The sequence below is a fragment of the Roseovarius sp. MBR-79 genome (assembly GCF_053628555.1).
Map to the genome: position 1 here is coordinate 1 of NZ_JBRJGP010000040.1, position 12,164 is coordinate 12,164.

Genomic DNA, 12,164 nt, shown 5'->3' on the forward strand with positions numbered 1-12,164 from the left:
TTAAAGCAAGGTGCAAGACACGAAGTGCCCACTTATACAAACGCTGCGCGTTTGTGTGGGCGGGGGAGACTGGCGTTTCCCCTCGACCCCTAAGCAAAGTGCGGCACAGAATGGCGATCTATCATCTCAGAGCTTCGATGATTTCCCGCAGTCAGGGCCGCAGCGCCACGGCGGCAATTGCCTACCGCGTGGCGGAGCGTATCGAAGACCGCCGTACCGGGCTGACCTTCGATTACGCGGCGCGGGGCGGTGTCGATCACACTGAAACCCTTGCGCCTGACCACGCCCCGGATTGGGTCTATGACCGATCCGAGTTGTGGAACCGGGTCGAGGAGGCCGAGACCCGGAAGAACAGCCAGGTCGCCCGCGAGGTCCGCGTGGCCCTGCCCGCCGAGCTGACCCATGCGCAGCGGGTCGAACTGGTCCGGGACTTCGCCCAGGAACAGTTCGTGGACCGTGGGATGATCGCCGACATCGCCCTGCACGCGCCGGGGCGCGACGGCGATGATCGCAATCACCATGCCCACATTCTGCTGACCACCCGCGAGATTGGTCCCGAGGGCTTCACCACCAAAAACCGCGACTGGAACAAGGTCGAGGTTCTGGAAGGCTGGCGCGAAGCCTGGGCGCGGGGCAGCAACATCGCCCTTGAGCGCGCCGGCATCGAGGACCGCGTGGATCACCGGACCTTGGAGGCGCAACGCGACGAGGCGCTTGAGCTGGCGAGGGCGGCGCGGGAGCGCGGCGACGAGGGTGCGGAGCTGGTGCAGACGGTGCGGGCCGTGGAGCTGGACCGTCCACCCCTGCCCCAGCTTTCCCCCGGCGCGTGGCAGATGAAGGAGCGCGGCATCGAGGTCGGCCGCGTCGGGGCCTGGCACGAGGCCAAGGCCCGTGCGACCGAGGTGATGGAGGTTGCCCGCGAGCTGGCCGGTCATGTCCGCGACTGGCTCGACCGGGCTGCAGATCGCGTGTTGGACCGCCTCGGGCCAGAGCCGCCCGAACTGGCGTTTGCCGGAGGCCGTGAGAGCCGGGAACAGGTGCCTGATCTAGCCACGCGGTTGCGGGAGGCTTGGGAAGCCCGGAAAGAGGGCCGGGAGCGGCAGGAGGCGGAGACCCCGGAGCGGGAGGGCCCGGACGATCTGGCGGCACGGTTGCGGGCCGCCGTCGACGGGATCGACCGGGCGGCGCTCAGCGATAGGGTTTCCACGCTGCGCGAGGGCCGGGAGGCCGACGAAAGGCAAGCCGAGTTGGACGCGGCGCAAGAGCGGGAGCGCATAAAAGAACTGGAACAAGAACAGGAGCGCGAAGCTCATGCCCGCCGCGATAGCGGGCATGATTACGGGTTGTAGAGCCAGCTCGGTCCGGAGACCTCCGAATATCGGAGGGCCGAGCTGGTGGGGGTGATCAGGCTTGCTTGCGCGGCCTGCCGCCCTTGCGACCATTTTCGCGGGCGGCGGCAGCTTTGGCGGGTGATTTGGTCTGCCCTGCCCGCCGAGCCATATAGGCCTTGGTTCCGAACAGTCCCGCCAACAAGCCGGGGATGGACAGGTCCACATCGAGGGCTTCCCAATGCAGGCCGTAACCAGCACCGAGGATTTCAACCGCGGCGAGGTCTTCATCCGTTGCAGTCTCCAATCCCTGCGCCACACGGGGTGGAAAGGCGAAGGTGCAACCGTTCGTCAGATCGACGATGATACGGCTGTTTCGCTTGTCATAACGCACTGCATCCGCGCGCGGCTCGGTCTGCTGCGCGATGTGGCCACGCTCAATGGCGGCATTGATTTCAGAATCTGTCAGTTCAGCCATGGATTTCCCTCCATCTGGCAAGAAACGCCTCTTGCTGGTCCTGGACGATCTGCACGGCCCGGCGCACATCGTTCCCCTTCATGCCCTGGGCCCAGACAAGAGCTGGAGTCCCGTCAGGCCCGATCAGGTTGATCTTGACTTGCCCATCACCGAACACATGCACATGGGCCGGCTCGTGATCGTCTGTGAAGATGATGACGCGCAGACCATGCGCTCGGTATATGGTGACCATAACTGTATTTAACCTATCATGATGGGTTTTTCAAGAGACTTGCAAACCGCCTATTGGCGGGTGTTTCCGATGTGTGTATCCTGAACGGCAAGAAAACCAAGGGGAAACCCCCTTGAAATACAGGCGGAAACACCATGAAACTGACACTTGGACAGGCGGCAAAGACCGCGAATCGTTCAAAGGGGACGCTGTCAAAAGCCCTTAATTCGGGCGGAATATCTGCTGAGAAGGACGACAAGGGTCGCTGGCAGATTGATCCGTCAGAGCTTTCCAGGTGGATGTCCGCGAACCCGTTTCCGAACAGCCTTCAAAACCAATCGGAAACCCCGGAAGAAACGCATGAAAACAGCGCCTTGGGCGTCGAAGTTAAGATGCTTAGAGAGCGGATAGACGCCATGACCGCCGAGCGCGACAGGGAGCGCGGCCAGCTTGTCGATCAGATCGAGGATTTGCGCGCTCGCCTGGACGGAGCTGAGAGTGAGCGGGTTCGGTTGAACGCGCTTCTGACAGATCAGCGCGAGAACTTGAAAGTTCCAGAACGAGGCACGTTCTGGAAGAGATTGCTAGGCTGAAGTGCTATCTGGTTGCATCCTCGAAGCACTGTGTTTGGATAGTCAGACGTTTGTTCTCAAGCGATGCGTCATTACCTAAGGCTAAGGTTCTAAGTTCAAGAGGTGTGAATTCCGCGAAATACTTTTGCCCAGTACAAGAGCAGAAGTAGGTGATTTCGACATCGCTCAAACCTAGCTGCCGCACTTCGTTGTCTGTGCGTATAGCAGGTAGACATGCAGCCATGTGATTGCGCCGACCTTCCTCGAGTTCGAATTCTGTGAATGGTGCGGGTGCTGCGCTTGATTCTAAACTTAAGCTAGTCAGAAAACGCATAACATCTGCTGTCGGACGACCACCTGGGACACCAGTGGCCACCATCGCAAAGCTGTCCGAAAACCGAAAAAAACGATAAGTGTATTTTACTTCAAAGCCTTGGATATCCTTCACACCTTCGATTGCGTAGTGTTGGACTGGTTTGTTGTCTGAAAACACAGGGCTGGTTTGTTGGATCGACCAAAACCGAGCGTAGTTGGTAAGAATGGTAGCGTCATCGGTATTTGGGAAAATTTTGTCGGGGTCCATTCCTGTACATTCGATCTGAACCATAGCACCATCGACGAAGGCGCGCATGGTTGTACTTGTCACTTTATAATCACCTATCTGCTGTGTTGTTTCGAATGTCTCAGGCTGCGTCACAAAGTCAGCGGAGATCGGGCAGGCACCCACTGCAGCGAAAGAGCGAGTGCTTATCACAAAAGAAAGTGTGGCCAGAGTTAGAAAAAATTTCAAAGTGCGGTTCCTAGTCATCCAAAGCCCATGATTTGCACGATTTCTTTACCATCAGGTCTGTAGCTGAGGCGAACCTCTTCAACCAATATGGTTCCTACAGTAGCTTCCGATGGACGAACTGGGAATTCTTCGCCTTTTTCTGGTAGCTTTGGCAAATCTTCTCGCCCGCGTAACACCGTAATCATTATTCTTTCCTTTCACAAAGGTTTGTCATGTTAGAAGCCTAGCACTAGACAAAGCCCGCGTGCGGCAAAGTTAAAAAAGAGAACTGAGAACGCAAAAATTTCTTGTTTTTGGCATGTGAACTTGCCCACTCAACGTAACTTATTTTGCTTTTTGCAGTATGCTAGGAATGCTGCGCCGGTGTTTTTCGGCGGGTTTCCCTTGGTCTCCTCTGATTTTGCGAACGCAAGCCAATTAGAGCGCAGGGCGTAATAGTCCCAACCCTTCTCCTTGGCGACGTTCCTTGCTTTCTCCTCAGCCCATTCCGGTAGTCGGATATCGGGCGAGAGGTGGCTTTGTGTTGAGCGCGGACGGAAGATCACCAGGTCATCTGCGGTCAGCTCCATGCGATAGAACGGCGTGTGATCGTCTTCGATGATCTGGCGGATGTTCAGCCGGAACTTCTTCAGGGGGGCGTTGCTGCCGGTTTTTTCCTGTAGCTTGGCAAGGCCGATGTGCCATTTCGGCTGGCTGCCGCAGTGCTTGCGGCCGATCTCATACAGGCGGCGTTCCAGCGGGCGGCGCAGGCGGAAATAGTCGTTCGAAATCGTCACGACCTCATCATTCTCGATTGCGCGCATCACCCAATCGGAGAGAACGATTTCGCAGTAGTCGAGGCGGAAATGCTCGTCAGCGGTGCGGACAAAACCGCCCTCGTCGATCAAACCAAAGATGCGCGTCTCGATCTTGTTTCCGGTCGCAATATTGGTGGTGAACGTGGTCCCACGTAGACGCTGAAACGCATGTTCCAGGCGGTTGTAACCCAGATTGTTGGTTGGTCGGTTGGTTGCGATCAGTAACTCTCGACCCGTGAATCGAACGCGCTTCCCGATCTTCTCCCCCCGGTTCTTTTTGTCCATCAACTGGCTGATGCAGAAGATCAGAATGTCCTTGTCGAAGATGGTTGGGAGGCCGCGACCCGATGGGATGATCTCAAGCTTGTTGATGCCATTCTTGTACACTAGGTGGCGCATGTCTGGCTTGGTCGCGAGTGAAAACAGTGGGTGCTCCATCGAGGCCATATCGTCTTTTGGCACGACATCGGAAATGTCGAGGATGAAGAAGTCTTTCTGAGGGTGTCGGTCCGGTAATAACGCCATGAAATCTTCATAGCGGACATTCGCACCATCAGGAACCCAAAATTCGCACCATCAGGAACCGGGTTTCATTTGACCTATCAGGAACCCGGCTTCGCACCTTTCGGAACCAAAATTCGCACCTTTCGGAACCCAGACTCGCACCTTTCGGAACCCTGTGGATAGTTTCCTTTTATGGTATCAGTCGCTTAGGGGAGATTTTTAGCCCCGTAACATACTCCGTAGGTAACACTATTAACACTAGGCAGTTTTCTGGTTTAGCCCGGAATCCTGACCAACCTTGACCGAGTAAGTCAGGCAGAGAAGTGCGGGGGTCGACTGCCTCAACCTTTTCAAAGACTCCAGTCCGGTGTATGTGTTCAGATGTACACATGCTTAGAAAGAACTTATCATGCCCGCCAGCACCACGATGACGATCCGACTCGATCCGCAGTTGAAGGCGAAGCTGGGGAGATTGGCCGATGGAACACGCCGCAGCCGGTCCTTCCTGGCAGCAGAAGCCGTGGAAACCTACGTGAACCGTGAACTGGCAATCATCGAGGGCATTGAACGCGGACTTGCAGACGTGGAAGCAGGCCGGACAGTCAGCCATGAGGATGCAATGGCGACCGTGCGGCGAGCAATCAAGGTTGCGGCAGACGGCACGGCGTGAGCCGACCCGTTCGCTGGTCCACCGATGCGCTGACCGATCTTGCAGATCAGGTCGCCTATATCGCTGCCGAAAACCCCTCCGCCGCCCGTCGCGTGGCCGATGCCATCGACAAATCGGCCTTGGCCCTCGGGGACATCCCGACAGGCCGCACCGGACGGGTGACAGGCACCTACGAGAAGTCAGTGACGGGCCTGCCCTACATCTTGGCCTATGCGATCACGCAGGCAGGCGGCGAGGAAACCGTGGCGATTGTCCGGGTGATCCACACCGCCCGAAATTGGCCCGCCGAGAAATGGCCAGACTGAGCGGATAGCTCCGCTCAGTTTCCTACTGGAGATGCTTGTCTGATCCAGATGGCGCAGAAGCTGCTGCCATCGTCCTGCTCAACGATCTGTCCGCCTGCGGAAGAGCAGTAAATCCGTGGATATTGCCCAAACTCGCGCGCATCGCCCCGTCCGATGATCAGAAATGCCGCCAGAAGGCCGAGAACGGCCCCTGTAGCGAGCATGGAGGCCAGCCACACCCAGAACCCACCAAACCACCGCCACGCCTCTCTACGGGCCTCTCCGGCGGCCTGTGAGAGGCTTCTTGCGGCTTCGAGGGTCTCGGCGCGGGTTTTCCCGATAGCGGCCTCAGCGGCGCTTACAGCCGCGCTGGTGGTCTCTTCCCGGATCTTCAAGATCGAGGCCAACAGGTAATTTTTTATGGTGTTCTCGATTTGCGGCCCTGTCTGGGCCATTCGGTCCACGCCTTCGACAAGGGTTTGGTGCAGGGCCTCAGCCTCGTCCTTGTCGAGGCTGGTCCGCTTCAGGTGTTTCACATCCTCACGAATAAGGGTGATTTCATCGATGAGCTGCTGGACGGGGTCCTTGACGCTCATGGCCGGTCCGCCTTTGCCGCGACGCCATCCAGTTCCTCCAGCAGACCCACCAGCTCTTTCTGATCGACGTCACGGGTGGCGTTCTTGCGCAGGGTTGCGGCCATCCAGCGGGCGCTCTTGGGGTCTTTCAGGGCTTCGGTTGTGACGATGGCCCCGACGATGATTTTCCGCCGTGTTTCGCTGGCTTTCTGCCGCTCTTTCAGACGGGCCAGCTTGGCTTGCGTTGCCGCAATCTGTTGGTCGATACTCCGTACCATTCCCGCCCTCATAACTCATGACCTTTGTTGATTTTTGGCAAAGCTTAAAGCAAGGTGCAAGACACGAAGTGCCCACTTATACAAACGCTGCGCGTTTGTGTGGGCGGGGGAGACTGGCGTTTCCCCTCGACCCCTAAGCGAAGTGCAGCACAGAATGGCGATCTATCATTTCAGAGCTTCGATGATTTCCCGCAGTCAGGGCCGCAGCGCCACGGCGGCTATCGCCTATCGTGTAGCGGAGCGTATCGAAGACCGCCGTACCGGGCTGACCTTCGATTACGCGGCGCGGGGCGGTGTCGATCACACCGAAACCCTTGCCCCGGATCATGCACCGGATTGGGTCCGCGACCGATCCGAGCTGTGGAACCGCGTCGAGGAATCCGAGACCCGCAAGAACAGCCAGGTCGCCCGCGAGGTGCGCGTGGCCCTGCCTGCCGAGCTGACCCATGCGCAGCGTGTCGAGCTGGTTCGGGACTTCGCTCAGGAACAGTTCGTGGGCAGTGGCATGATCGCGGATATCGCGCTGCACGCGCCGGGGCGCGACGGCGATGATCGCAATCACCACGCCCACATTCTGCTGACCACCCGCGAGATTGGTCCCGAGGGCTTCACCACCAAAAACCGCGACTGGAACAAGGTCGAGGTTCTGGAGGGCTGGCGGGAGGCGTGGGCGCGGGACGCGAACACCGCCCTTGAGCGCGCCGGCATCGAGGATCGCGTGGATCATCGGACCTTGGAGGCACAGCGGGACGAGGCGCTTGAGCTGGCGGCGGTGGCACGGGAGCGCGGCGACGAGGGTGCGGAGCTGGTGCAGACCGTGCGCGCTATTGAGCTGGACCGCCCGCCGCTGCCCCAGCTTTCCCCCGGCGCGTGGCAGATGAAGGAACGCGGTATCGAGGTCGGGCGCGTCGGGGCCTGGCACGAGGCCAAGGCCCGTGCAGCCGAGGTGATGGAGGTTGCCCGCGAGCTGGCCGGGCATGTGCGTGATTGGCTCGACCGTGCGGCGGATCGCGTGTTGGATCGTCTCGGGCCGGAGCAATCCGAGCTGGCGCTTGCCGGAGGGCGTGAGGGCCGGGAGCAGGAACCCGACCTTGCCACGCGGCTGCGCGAGGCATGGGACGCCCGGAAAGATGGTCGAGAGCGGCAGGAGGCCGAGACCTCAGAACGGGCAGCCCCGGACGATCTTGCGGCGCGGTTACGGGCCGCAGCTGCCGGGATCGACCGGGAGGCACTCAGTGACCGGGTTTCCACGTTGCGCGAGGGCCGCGAGGCCGAGGAGCAGCACGTCGCGCAGGAGCAGGAGCGGCAGCGCGCAAAGGAACTGGAAAAGGAGCAGGAGCGTGAAGTTCATGCCCGCCGCGACCGAGGGCATGATTACGGATTGTAGACCTTCGCTGCGCTGCTCACGAACAACCGCAGAGCGGACAAAGCAGACCTTTCCCTTTCGAGAACAATGACCGCTCTGATGACTAAAAACCACAAATAACGTAGAAGAGTGGCCTTGAAAGAAACCATTCGTATGGTATGTTTATCGAAAATCGACGGAGATGTTGAAATGAACGCCATGCTTGCTGCCTACACGGCTCTGGGAGCCGCCATTATCCTAGAGGTCAGCGGTTCGACCCTGCTGAAATTGTCCCAACAGTTTACGAAGCTGTGGCCATCTCTCGGGATGCTGGTCTGCTTTATCCTGTCCCTTTACTGTCTTTCTCTTGCGTTGAAGATGGTGCCTCTTGGTGTGGCCTACGCCGTTTGGGCTGGTCTCGGCATCGTCCTGACGGCGGTGGTCAGTGTCGTCGTGTTTAAGATGGCTCTGGATTTCTGGGCGGTAACGGGAATTGCTATGATCGTCGGCGGTGTGCTTGTCATGAACTTGCTGTCTGGTAGCGTCTCACATTGAGATGCCAGAAGCACATAAACGCGTCAAAGACCCACAAGCCGTTAGACGCCGCCTCATGGATGAAGCCAAAAAGCTCGCCATTGAAAGCGGCATCTCGGCAATAACAGTTCAAGCCGTTGCGTCTGCTGCCGGTGTCACTAAAGGCGGCTTCCTTCATCACTTCCCGAGCAAGCAGGCCTTGATTGATGCGATCTTCGAGGAAGTCTTAGACCAACTGGCTTCTGAGATTGGGGCTCGGGCCTCGAAGGATCGTGTTGCGCATGGAGCGTTCACCCGTGCCTATATTGATCTGGCCTTTGGTGGTGAAGAACCGGCCATGGATCAGACATGGATCGCTCTTTCGCTCCTCATGCTGGATGATCCGGCTCTTCGGATGAAATGGACAGAGTGGCTGAATGACCAACTCTCTGAATACGGTGAAGATCAAGGCAACGTCGAACTAAGCATTGCTCGGTTTGCCGTAGACGGAGCTTGGCTGGCCCAACACTTCGGGGTGGCGATCCCGGAGCGGAAGAGTATGCACGAAGCTCTGACGAAGAGTACCTTTTCCGCTGGCAAACGAGGATAGCTCGCGACCCACTTTCCGAAAGCGGTCGTTCGTGCGACGCGCAGCATTCTGTATTCTGGGCTCAGAGTCAGATTTCGCCGCGCTCTGCATGAACGGCTGCTTTACTGAACCCGTAAGGGCATCGAGCGTTCCGATATTTGAGGTCTTCACGCTCGATGCCCTTGCTACCGGCGCACCTAGTTGCTGACGGAACTCACACGGTAGATATTTCATGAAGAAGGTCTGAAAAAACGAAAGGGGCGGCCTAGCCACCCCTTCGCATCTATTTCCCACCTAAGGGAAGCGGTCACGGTTGCCCGCGCCGTATCTGGCTCTTTAGGTAGCATCCTGTGGCCACAGAGTCAAGATTTTCAGTATGGGAGATTCTTGAGCGCGCGCTCTTTAATGTGCTCGAAATCGGCTTCGGAAATGCGCGGGATCACTCGCCCAGGTGGACTTAGGCGGCTTACGGCCACCGTCATCAGGTGGTCACAGATCACCCACGCTTGTTTCGCCTGTAGCGGGGACTGCATAGGGTAAGCATGTGGGTTGTCAGGCTGCGACTTGGTAGAGAAAGGCAGCACTGTGACTTTGCCGTGAAGGGTCGTTTTCAGCGACATGATGAGCACGGGCCGTGTTTTCCAGAACTCGGGCAACTGGGCGTCGTCGGGTAGGTTGCACCAATACACCTGACGGATGCGTGGAGCACTCTTGACGGTTGGCGCAACGCGCGGCGGTGGGGTTTCTTCTGCCATTCTGTTCCGTCACCTTTTCCACGGCCAGCGCCAGCCGGGGCGTTGTGCCTCTTGCGGGGCAGGCAGCATCCGGCGCAAGTCCTCGATATGCTTCCCCCTCTCTTCCGCCAGTGCCTCGGCCACGGCGGCGCGTTGTTCGGCCTCTGCCAACTGTGCTTTCAGCGTATTAACTTCACCGGGCAAGTGGGTGTTCTTGTTGGTAAAATTATCTGGTTTATCTTGTCCACCTGTTTTCGCGCTGTCCGTCCGTGGCTGGTAAACTCTGGCAAGTTCTGCAGGATCAATTTGCCACTGGCCTTTCCCGTCCTGAACACCAGAGACTTTGCCGATTTTCAGTGCTTTTGTGAGTGTTGGGCGGGATACTTGGTAAATCTTTACCGCCTCACGGATGGAAACATTAGCCACGATGAATACCCCTATTCGCTATCTTCGGCAGGATGGCCAAAGGCGGGCAAGTTCGGTTCTAGGCCGGGAAAGGATGGCTGAGAAACGGGTGGTAAACCTTGACCGGCTGGAAGCTGAAGCTCACCGACACGGGGCAGGCGGTGCAACTCTTCCTTGGCCGCATCGAGAGCACCAGCGGGTTGTTCATCCTCGCTGACCAGAACCTCGGCTTGCAGGCGCGAATACCGGAGCTTGTCACGGCCTTCTGTCCACGCCACGCGGCTATTCAGAACATAGGCGTTTACCGTGCCACTTGCGCCAATCTGGACAACTTCGACCCAGTTCCCGGATTCCAGTATCTTGAGGGCGCGCTTCACTGTTGCAGGCGAGGAACCCATGAGTTTTGCGAGCACTTTGTGCGAGGCGACGATAGCGTTCTGTTCCCCGACATTCGCCACCAGGACATGCAGCAACGCCCCGGCAGCGGGCGACTTAACTGCCAGCCGACCCCACGCTTCATGCGCTGCGCGGTCGGTTTGGACGAAGTGTCCCCGCTGCTTCTTTGCAGGAAGCATTGCCCGTTCTCCCCCTAGCTCATCCATGACCTACCCCTAGCTCATCCATGTTCAAATATCAGTTAAATCTGCAGCATATCTTTATCTGCCTGCTCTAATTTCGACCATACTGACCCGTCAAATATCGGTCAACCTTGTTCAAATTTCGAGCAGACCTAGGTCACAGCTATGAGCTAGGGGTAGGTCACAGCTGTGACCTACCCCCCCCCCTTAAGTCTTTGTTTTTATTGGCTCGAAATTTTCCGCTTTCTAATGATCTATAGGAAGGCAAAAAATCCACGCTCGTTCGATCGGTAGCGCTCGTTAGTAAGCTGGCGAACGATCGGGCGGGGGTGGAGTTTTTGACTGACACAGGCGACGAAGGAGCCTGTTTATCTGTCAGTGCGTTTTTCGCACCGTTTCTGATGATGTTCGTGCTTACCACTGGCGAAACGCCAACCGGATGGGGTGGGTCAGGCAGGGAGGGGAAGGGTTATCCCCAATCTCGCCTTTCAACGCCTGTGGCTACGGTCGGATTGTGCTGAGAATGGAAAGAAGGTCGGTGGCTCCTCAGTTCTCATCACTAGGCGCTCGCTTGATCCAGAAGGCGCAGAAGCTCGATCCGTTGTCCTGGTCCACGACCTGCCCACCGAACCACGATCTACCGCAGTTGTAGCGCACCAAATCATCGACTGAGAGGGCCGACTTCGCCGTTTCCATCCCGTAGGCCAACAGAAGGCCCAGAACGGCCCCTGTGGCGAGCATGGAGGCCAACCATACCCAGAACCCGCCAAAGTAGCGCCACGCCTGTCTACGGGCCTCTCCGGCGGCCTGTGAGAGGCTTCGGGCGGCTTCGAGGCTCTCGGCCCGGGTTTTCTCGATAGCCCCCTCAGCGGCGCTCGCAGCGGCTTTGCTGGTCTCTTCCCGGAGCACTGCCGCAACGGCCAGCAAGCGATTGTCGATGGCTTTCTGGACTTCGGGGCCAACCTTGGACATCCGATCCACGCCCTCGGCCAGCATTTCGTGCAGGGCTTCGGCATCTTCCTTGTCCAGACTGGTCCGCTTCAGCCGTTCCATGTCCTGCCGGATCAGGGTGATTTCATCGACGAGCTGCTGGAAAGGATCTTTGACGCTCATGGACGCGCCGCCTTCGCAGCGACGCCATCCAGCTCTTCCAGCAACCCGACCAGCTCTTTTTGATCGACTTCGCGGGTGACGGCCCGACGCAGGAGGGCGGCGAGAGCACGGGCCTTTTCCGGGTCTTTCAGCGCGTTGGAGATTGCCACTGATCCGACGATGATCTTGCGGCGGGTTTCGCTGGCCTTCTGGCGTTCTTTCAAACGAGCCAGCTTGGCCTGCGTCGCTGCAATTTGCTGATCAATACTCCGCGCCATTCTGACCTCCGCACTCCTGACAGTTATTGATTTCTCGCAAAGGTTGAGGCAAGGTGCAAGACACGAAGTGCCCACTTATACAAACGCTGCGCGTTTGTGTGGGCGGGGGAGACTGGCGTTTCCCCTCGACCCCTAAGCGAAGT

General features: G+C 58.2%; 19 protein-coding genes. 7 read left to right on the forward strand and 12 right to left on the reverse strand.

Translation table 11 applies throughout. From position 1 onward, the window contains the following. The first annotated feature begins 110 nt into the window (after nucleotides 1-110). The gene (gene mobQ, locus ACSSV8_RS19175) at nucleotides 111-1,349 is read left to right on the forward strand and encodes a MobQ family relaxase (RefSeq protein WP_354546341.1); all 1,239 of its coding nucleotides are present in this window, start codon (nucleotides 111-113) and stop codon (nucleotides 1,347-1,349) included. A 55-nt stretch (nucleotides 1,350-1,404) separates the two neighbouring features. Here the strand turns inward: mobQ (ACSSV8_RS19175) and ACSSV8_RS19180 are convergent, their stop codons facing one another. Together ACSSV8_RS19180 and ACSSV8_RS19185 are read right to left on the reverse strand one after the other, a co-directional pair. Continuing rightward, nucleotides 1,405-1,806, reverse strand: coding sequence for a DUF2442 domain-containing protein (locus ACSSV8_RS19180; RefSeq protein ID WP_322346831.1), 402 nt, complete (start codon nucleotides 1,804-1,806; stop codon nucleotides 1,405-1,407). Then, nucleotides 1,799-2,038, reverse strand: a complete 240-nt coding sequence (locus ACSSV8_RS19185) for a DUF4160 domain-containing protein (RefSeq protein ID WP_322346830.1) — start codon at nucleotides 2,036-2,038, stop codon at nucleotides 1,799-1,801. Before ACSSV8_RS19185 ends, ACSSV8_RS19180 begins: the two co-directional genes overlap by 8 nt. Nucleotides 2,039-2,172: 134 nt before the next feature. Between ACSSV8_RS19185 and ACSSV8_RS19190 the strand changes: the two genes are divergently transcribed. Next, the gene (locus ACSSV8_RS19190; protein ID WP_354546340.1) at nucleotides 2,173-2,610 is read left to right on the forward strand and encodes a hypothetical protein; all 438 of its coding nucleotides are present in this window, start codon (nucleotides 2,173-2,175) and stop codon (nucleotides 2,608-2,610) included. A gap of 4 nt (nucleotides 2,611-2,614) precedes the next feature. Here the strand turns inward: ACSSV8_RS19190 and ACSSV8_RS19195 are convergent, their stop codons facing one another. The 3 genes from ACSSV8_RS19195 to ACSSV8_RS19205 all read right to left on the reverse strand — a co-directional run bounded on the left by ACSSV8_RS19195 (nucleotide 2,615) and on the right by ACSSV8_RS19205 (nucleotide 4,701). Further along, entirely contained in the window at nucleotides 2,615-3,379 is a 765-nt protein-coding gene (locus ACSSV8_RS19195; RefSeq protein ID WP_354546339.1) for a hypothetical protein, read from the reverse strand. Nucleotides 3,380-3,393: 14 nt separating this feature from the next. Next, entirely contained in the window at nucleotides 3,394-3,564 is a 171-nt protein-coding gene (locus ACSSV8_RS19200; RefSeq protein ID WP_354546338.1) for a hypothetical protein, read from the reverse strand. 129 nt (nucleotides 3,565-3,693) lie between these two features. Then, on the reverse strand, nucleotides 3,694-4,701 hold the full coding sequence (locus tag ACSSV8_RS19205) for a replication initiator protein A (RefSeq protein ID WP_454283543.1): 1,008 nt from the start codon (nucleotides 4,699-4,701) through the stop codon (nucleotides 3,694-3,696). 388 nt (nucleotides 4,702-5,089) lie between these two features. Here ACSSV8_RS19205 and ACSSV8_RS19210 point away from each other — a divergent pair, with 388 nt between their 5' ends. Then, nucleotides 5,090-5,350 carry a CopG family ribbon-helix-helix protein gene (locus tag ACSSV8_RS19210; protein WP_354546345.1) on the forward strand — a complete coding sequence of 87 codons (261 nt, stop codon included), beginning with the start codon at nucleotides 5,090-5,092 and terminating at the stop codon, nucleotides 5,348-5,350. Further along, nucleotides 5,347-5,655 carry a type II toxin-antitoxin system RelE/ParE family toxin gene (locus ACSSV8_RS19215; protein ID WP_354546344.1) on the forward strand — a complete coding sequence of 103 codons (309 nt, stop codon included), beginning with the start codon at nucleotides 5,347-5,349 and terminating at the stop codon, nucleotides 5,653-5,655. Before ACSSV8_RS19210 ends, ACSSV8_RS19215 begins: the two co-directional genes overlap by 4 nt. 14 nt (nucleotides 5,656-5,669) lie before the next feature. On the opposite strand, the gene ACSSV8_RS19220 is transcribed toward ACSSV8_RS19215, so the two are convergent. Together ACSSV8_RS19220 and ACSSV8_RS19225 are read right to left on the reverse strand one after the other, a co-directional pair. After that, on the reverse strand, nucleotides 5,670-6,230 hold the full coding sequence (locus ACSSV8_RS19220) for a hypothetical protein (protein ID WP_354546343.1): 561 nt from the start codon (nucleotides 6,228-6,230) through the stop codon (nucleotides 5,670-5,672). Then, nucleotides 6,227-6,487, reverse strand: a complete 261-nt coding sequence (locus ACSSV8_RS19225) for a hypothetical protein (RefSeq protein WP_454283544.1) — start codon at nucleotides 6,485-6,487, stop codon at nucleotides 6,227-6,229. The genes ACSSV8_RS19220 and ACSSV8_RS19225 overlap by 4 nt, the downstream gene beginning before the upstream one ends. A 154-nt stretch (nucleotides 6,488-6,641) precedes the next feature. Here ACSSV8_RS19225 and mobQ (ACSSV8_RS19230) point away from each other — a divergent pair, with 154 nt between their 5' ends. From mobQ (ACSSV8_RS19230) to ACSSV8_RS19240, 3 genes are all read left to right on the forward strand, one after another. Beyond that, entirely contained in the window at nucleotides 6,642-7,874 is a 1,233-nt protein-coding gene (gene mobQ, locus ACSSV8_RS19230) for a MobQ family relaxase (RefSeq protein ID WP_281302331.1), read from the forward strand. A gap of 114 nt (nucleotides 7,875-7,988) precedes the next feature. Then, nucleotides 7,989-8,387, forward strand: a complete 399-nt coding sequence (locus ACSSV8_RS19235) for a DMT family transporter (RefSeq protein ID WP_281302332.1) — start codon at nucleotides 7,989-7,991, stop codon at nucleotides 8,385-8,387. 55 nt (nucleotides 8,388-8,442) lie between these two features. Further along, on the forward strand, nucleotides 8,443-8,955 hold the full coding sequence (locus ACSSV8_RS19240) for a TetR/AcrR family transcriptional regulator (protein WP_158524522.1): 513 nt from the start codon (nucleotides 8,443-8,445) through the stop codon (nucleotides 8,953-8,955). Between the two features lie 350 nt (nucleotides 8,956-9,305). Here the strand turns inward: ACSSV8_RS19240 and ACSSV8_RS19245 are convergent, their stop codons facing one another. The 5 genes from ACSSV8_RS19245 to ACSSV8_RS19265 form a co-directional block, all read right to left on the reverse strand. After that, nucleotides 9,306-9,689 carry a type II toxin-antitoxin system PemK/MazF family toxin gene (locus ACSSV8_RS19245; RefSeq protein WP_184584786.1) on the reverse strand — a complete coding sequence of 128 codons (384 nt, stop codon included), beginning with the start codon at nucleotides 9,687-9,689 and terminating at the stop codon, nucleotides 9,306-9,308. A gap of 9 nt (nucleotides 9,690-9,698) precedes the next feature. Beyond that, nucleotides 9,699-10,094 (reverse strand): hypothetical protein, encoded by a 396-nt coding sequence (locus ACSSV8_RS19250; protein WP_184584789.1) that lies wholly within the window; start codon nucleotides 10,092-10,094, stop codon nucleotides 9,699-9,701. An 11-nt stretch (nucleotides 10,095-10,105) separates the two neighbouring features. After that, nucleotides 10,106-10,675, reverse strand: coding sequence for a replication/maintenance protein RepL (locus ACSSV8_RS19255; RefSeq protein ID WP_221228017.1), 570 nt, complete (start codon nucleotides 10,673-10,675; stop codon nucleotides 10,106-10,108). Nucleotides 10,676-11,197: 522 nt separating this feature from the next. Beyond that, the gene (locus ACSSV8_RS19260) at nucleotides 11,198-11,764 is read right to left on the reverse strand and encodes a hypothetical protein (protein ID WP_184584778.1); all 567 of its coding nucleotides are present in this window, start codon (nucleotides 11,762-11,764) and stop codon (nucleotides 11,198-11,200) included. Continuing rightward, on the reverse strand, nucleotides 11,761-12,021 hold the full coding sequence (locus ACSSV8_RS19265) for a hypothetical protein (RefSeq protein ID WP_281302330.1): 261 nt from the start codon (nucleotides 12,019-12,021) through the stop codon (nucleotides 11,761-11,763). The genes ACSSV8_RS19260 and ACSSV8_RS19265 overlap by 4 nt, the downstream gene beginning before the upstream one ends. Between the last annotated feature and the right edge of the window lie 143 nt (nucleotides 12,022-12,164).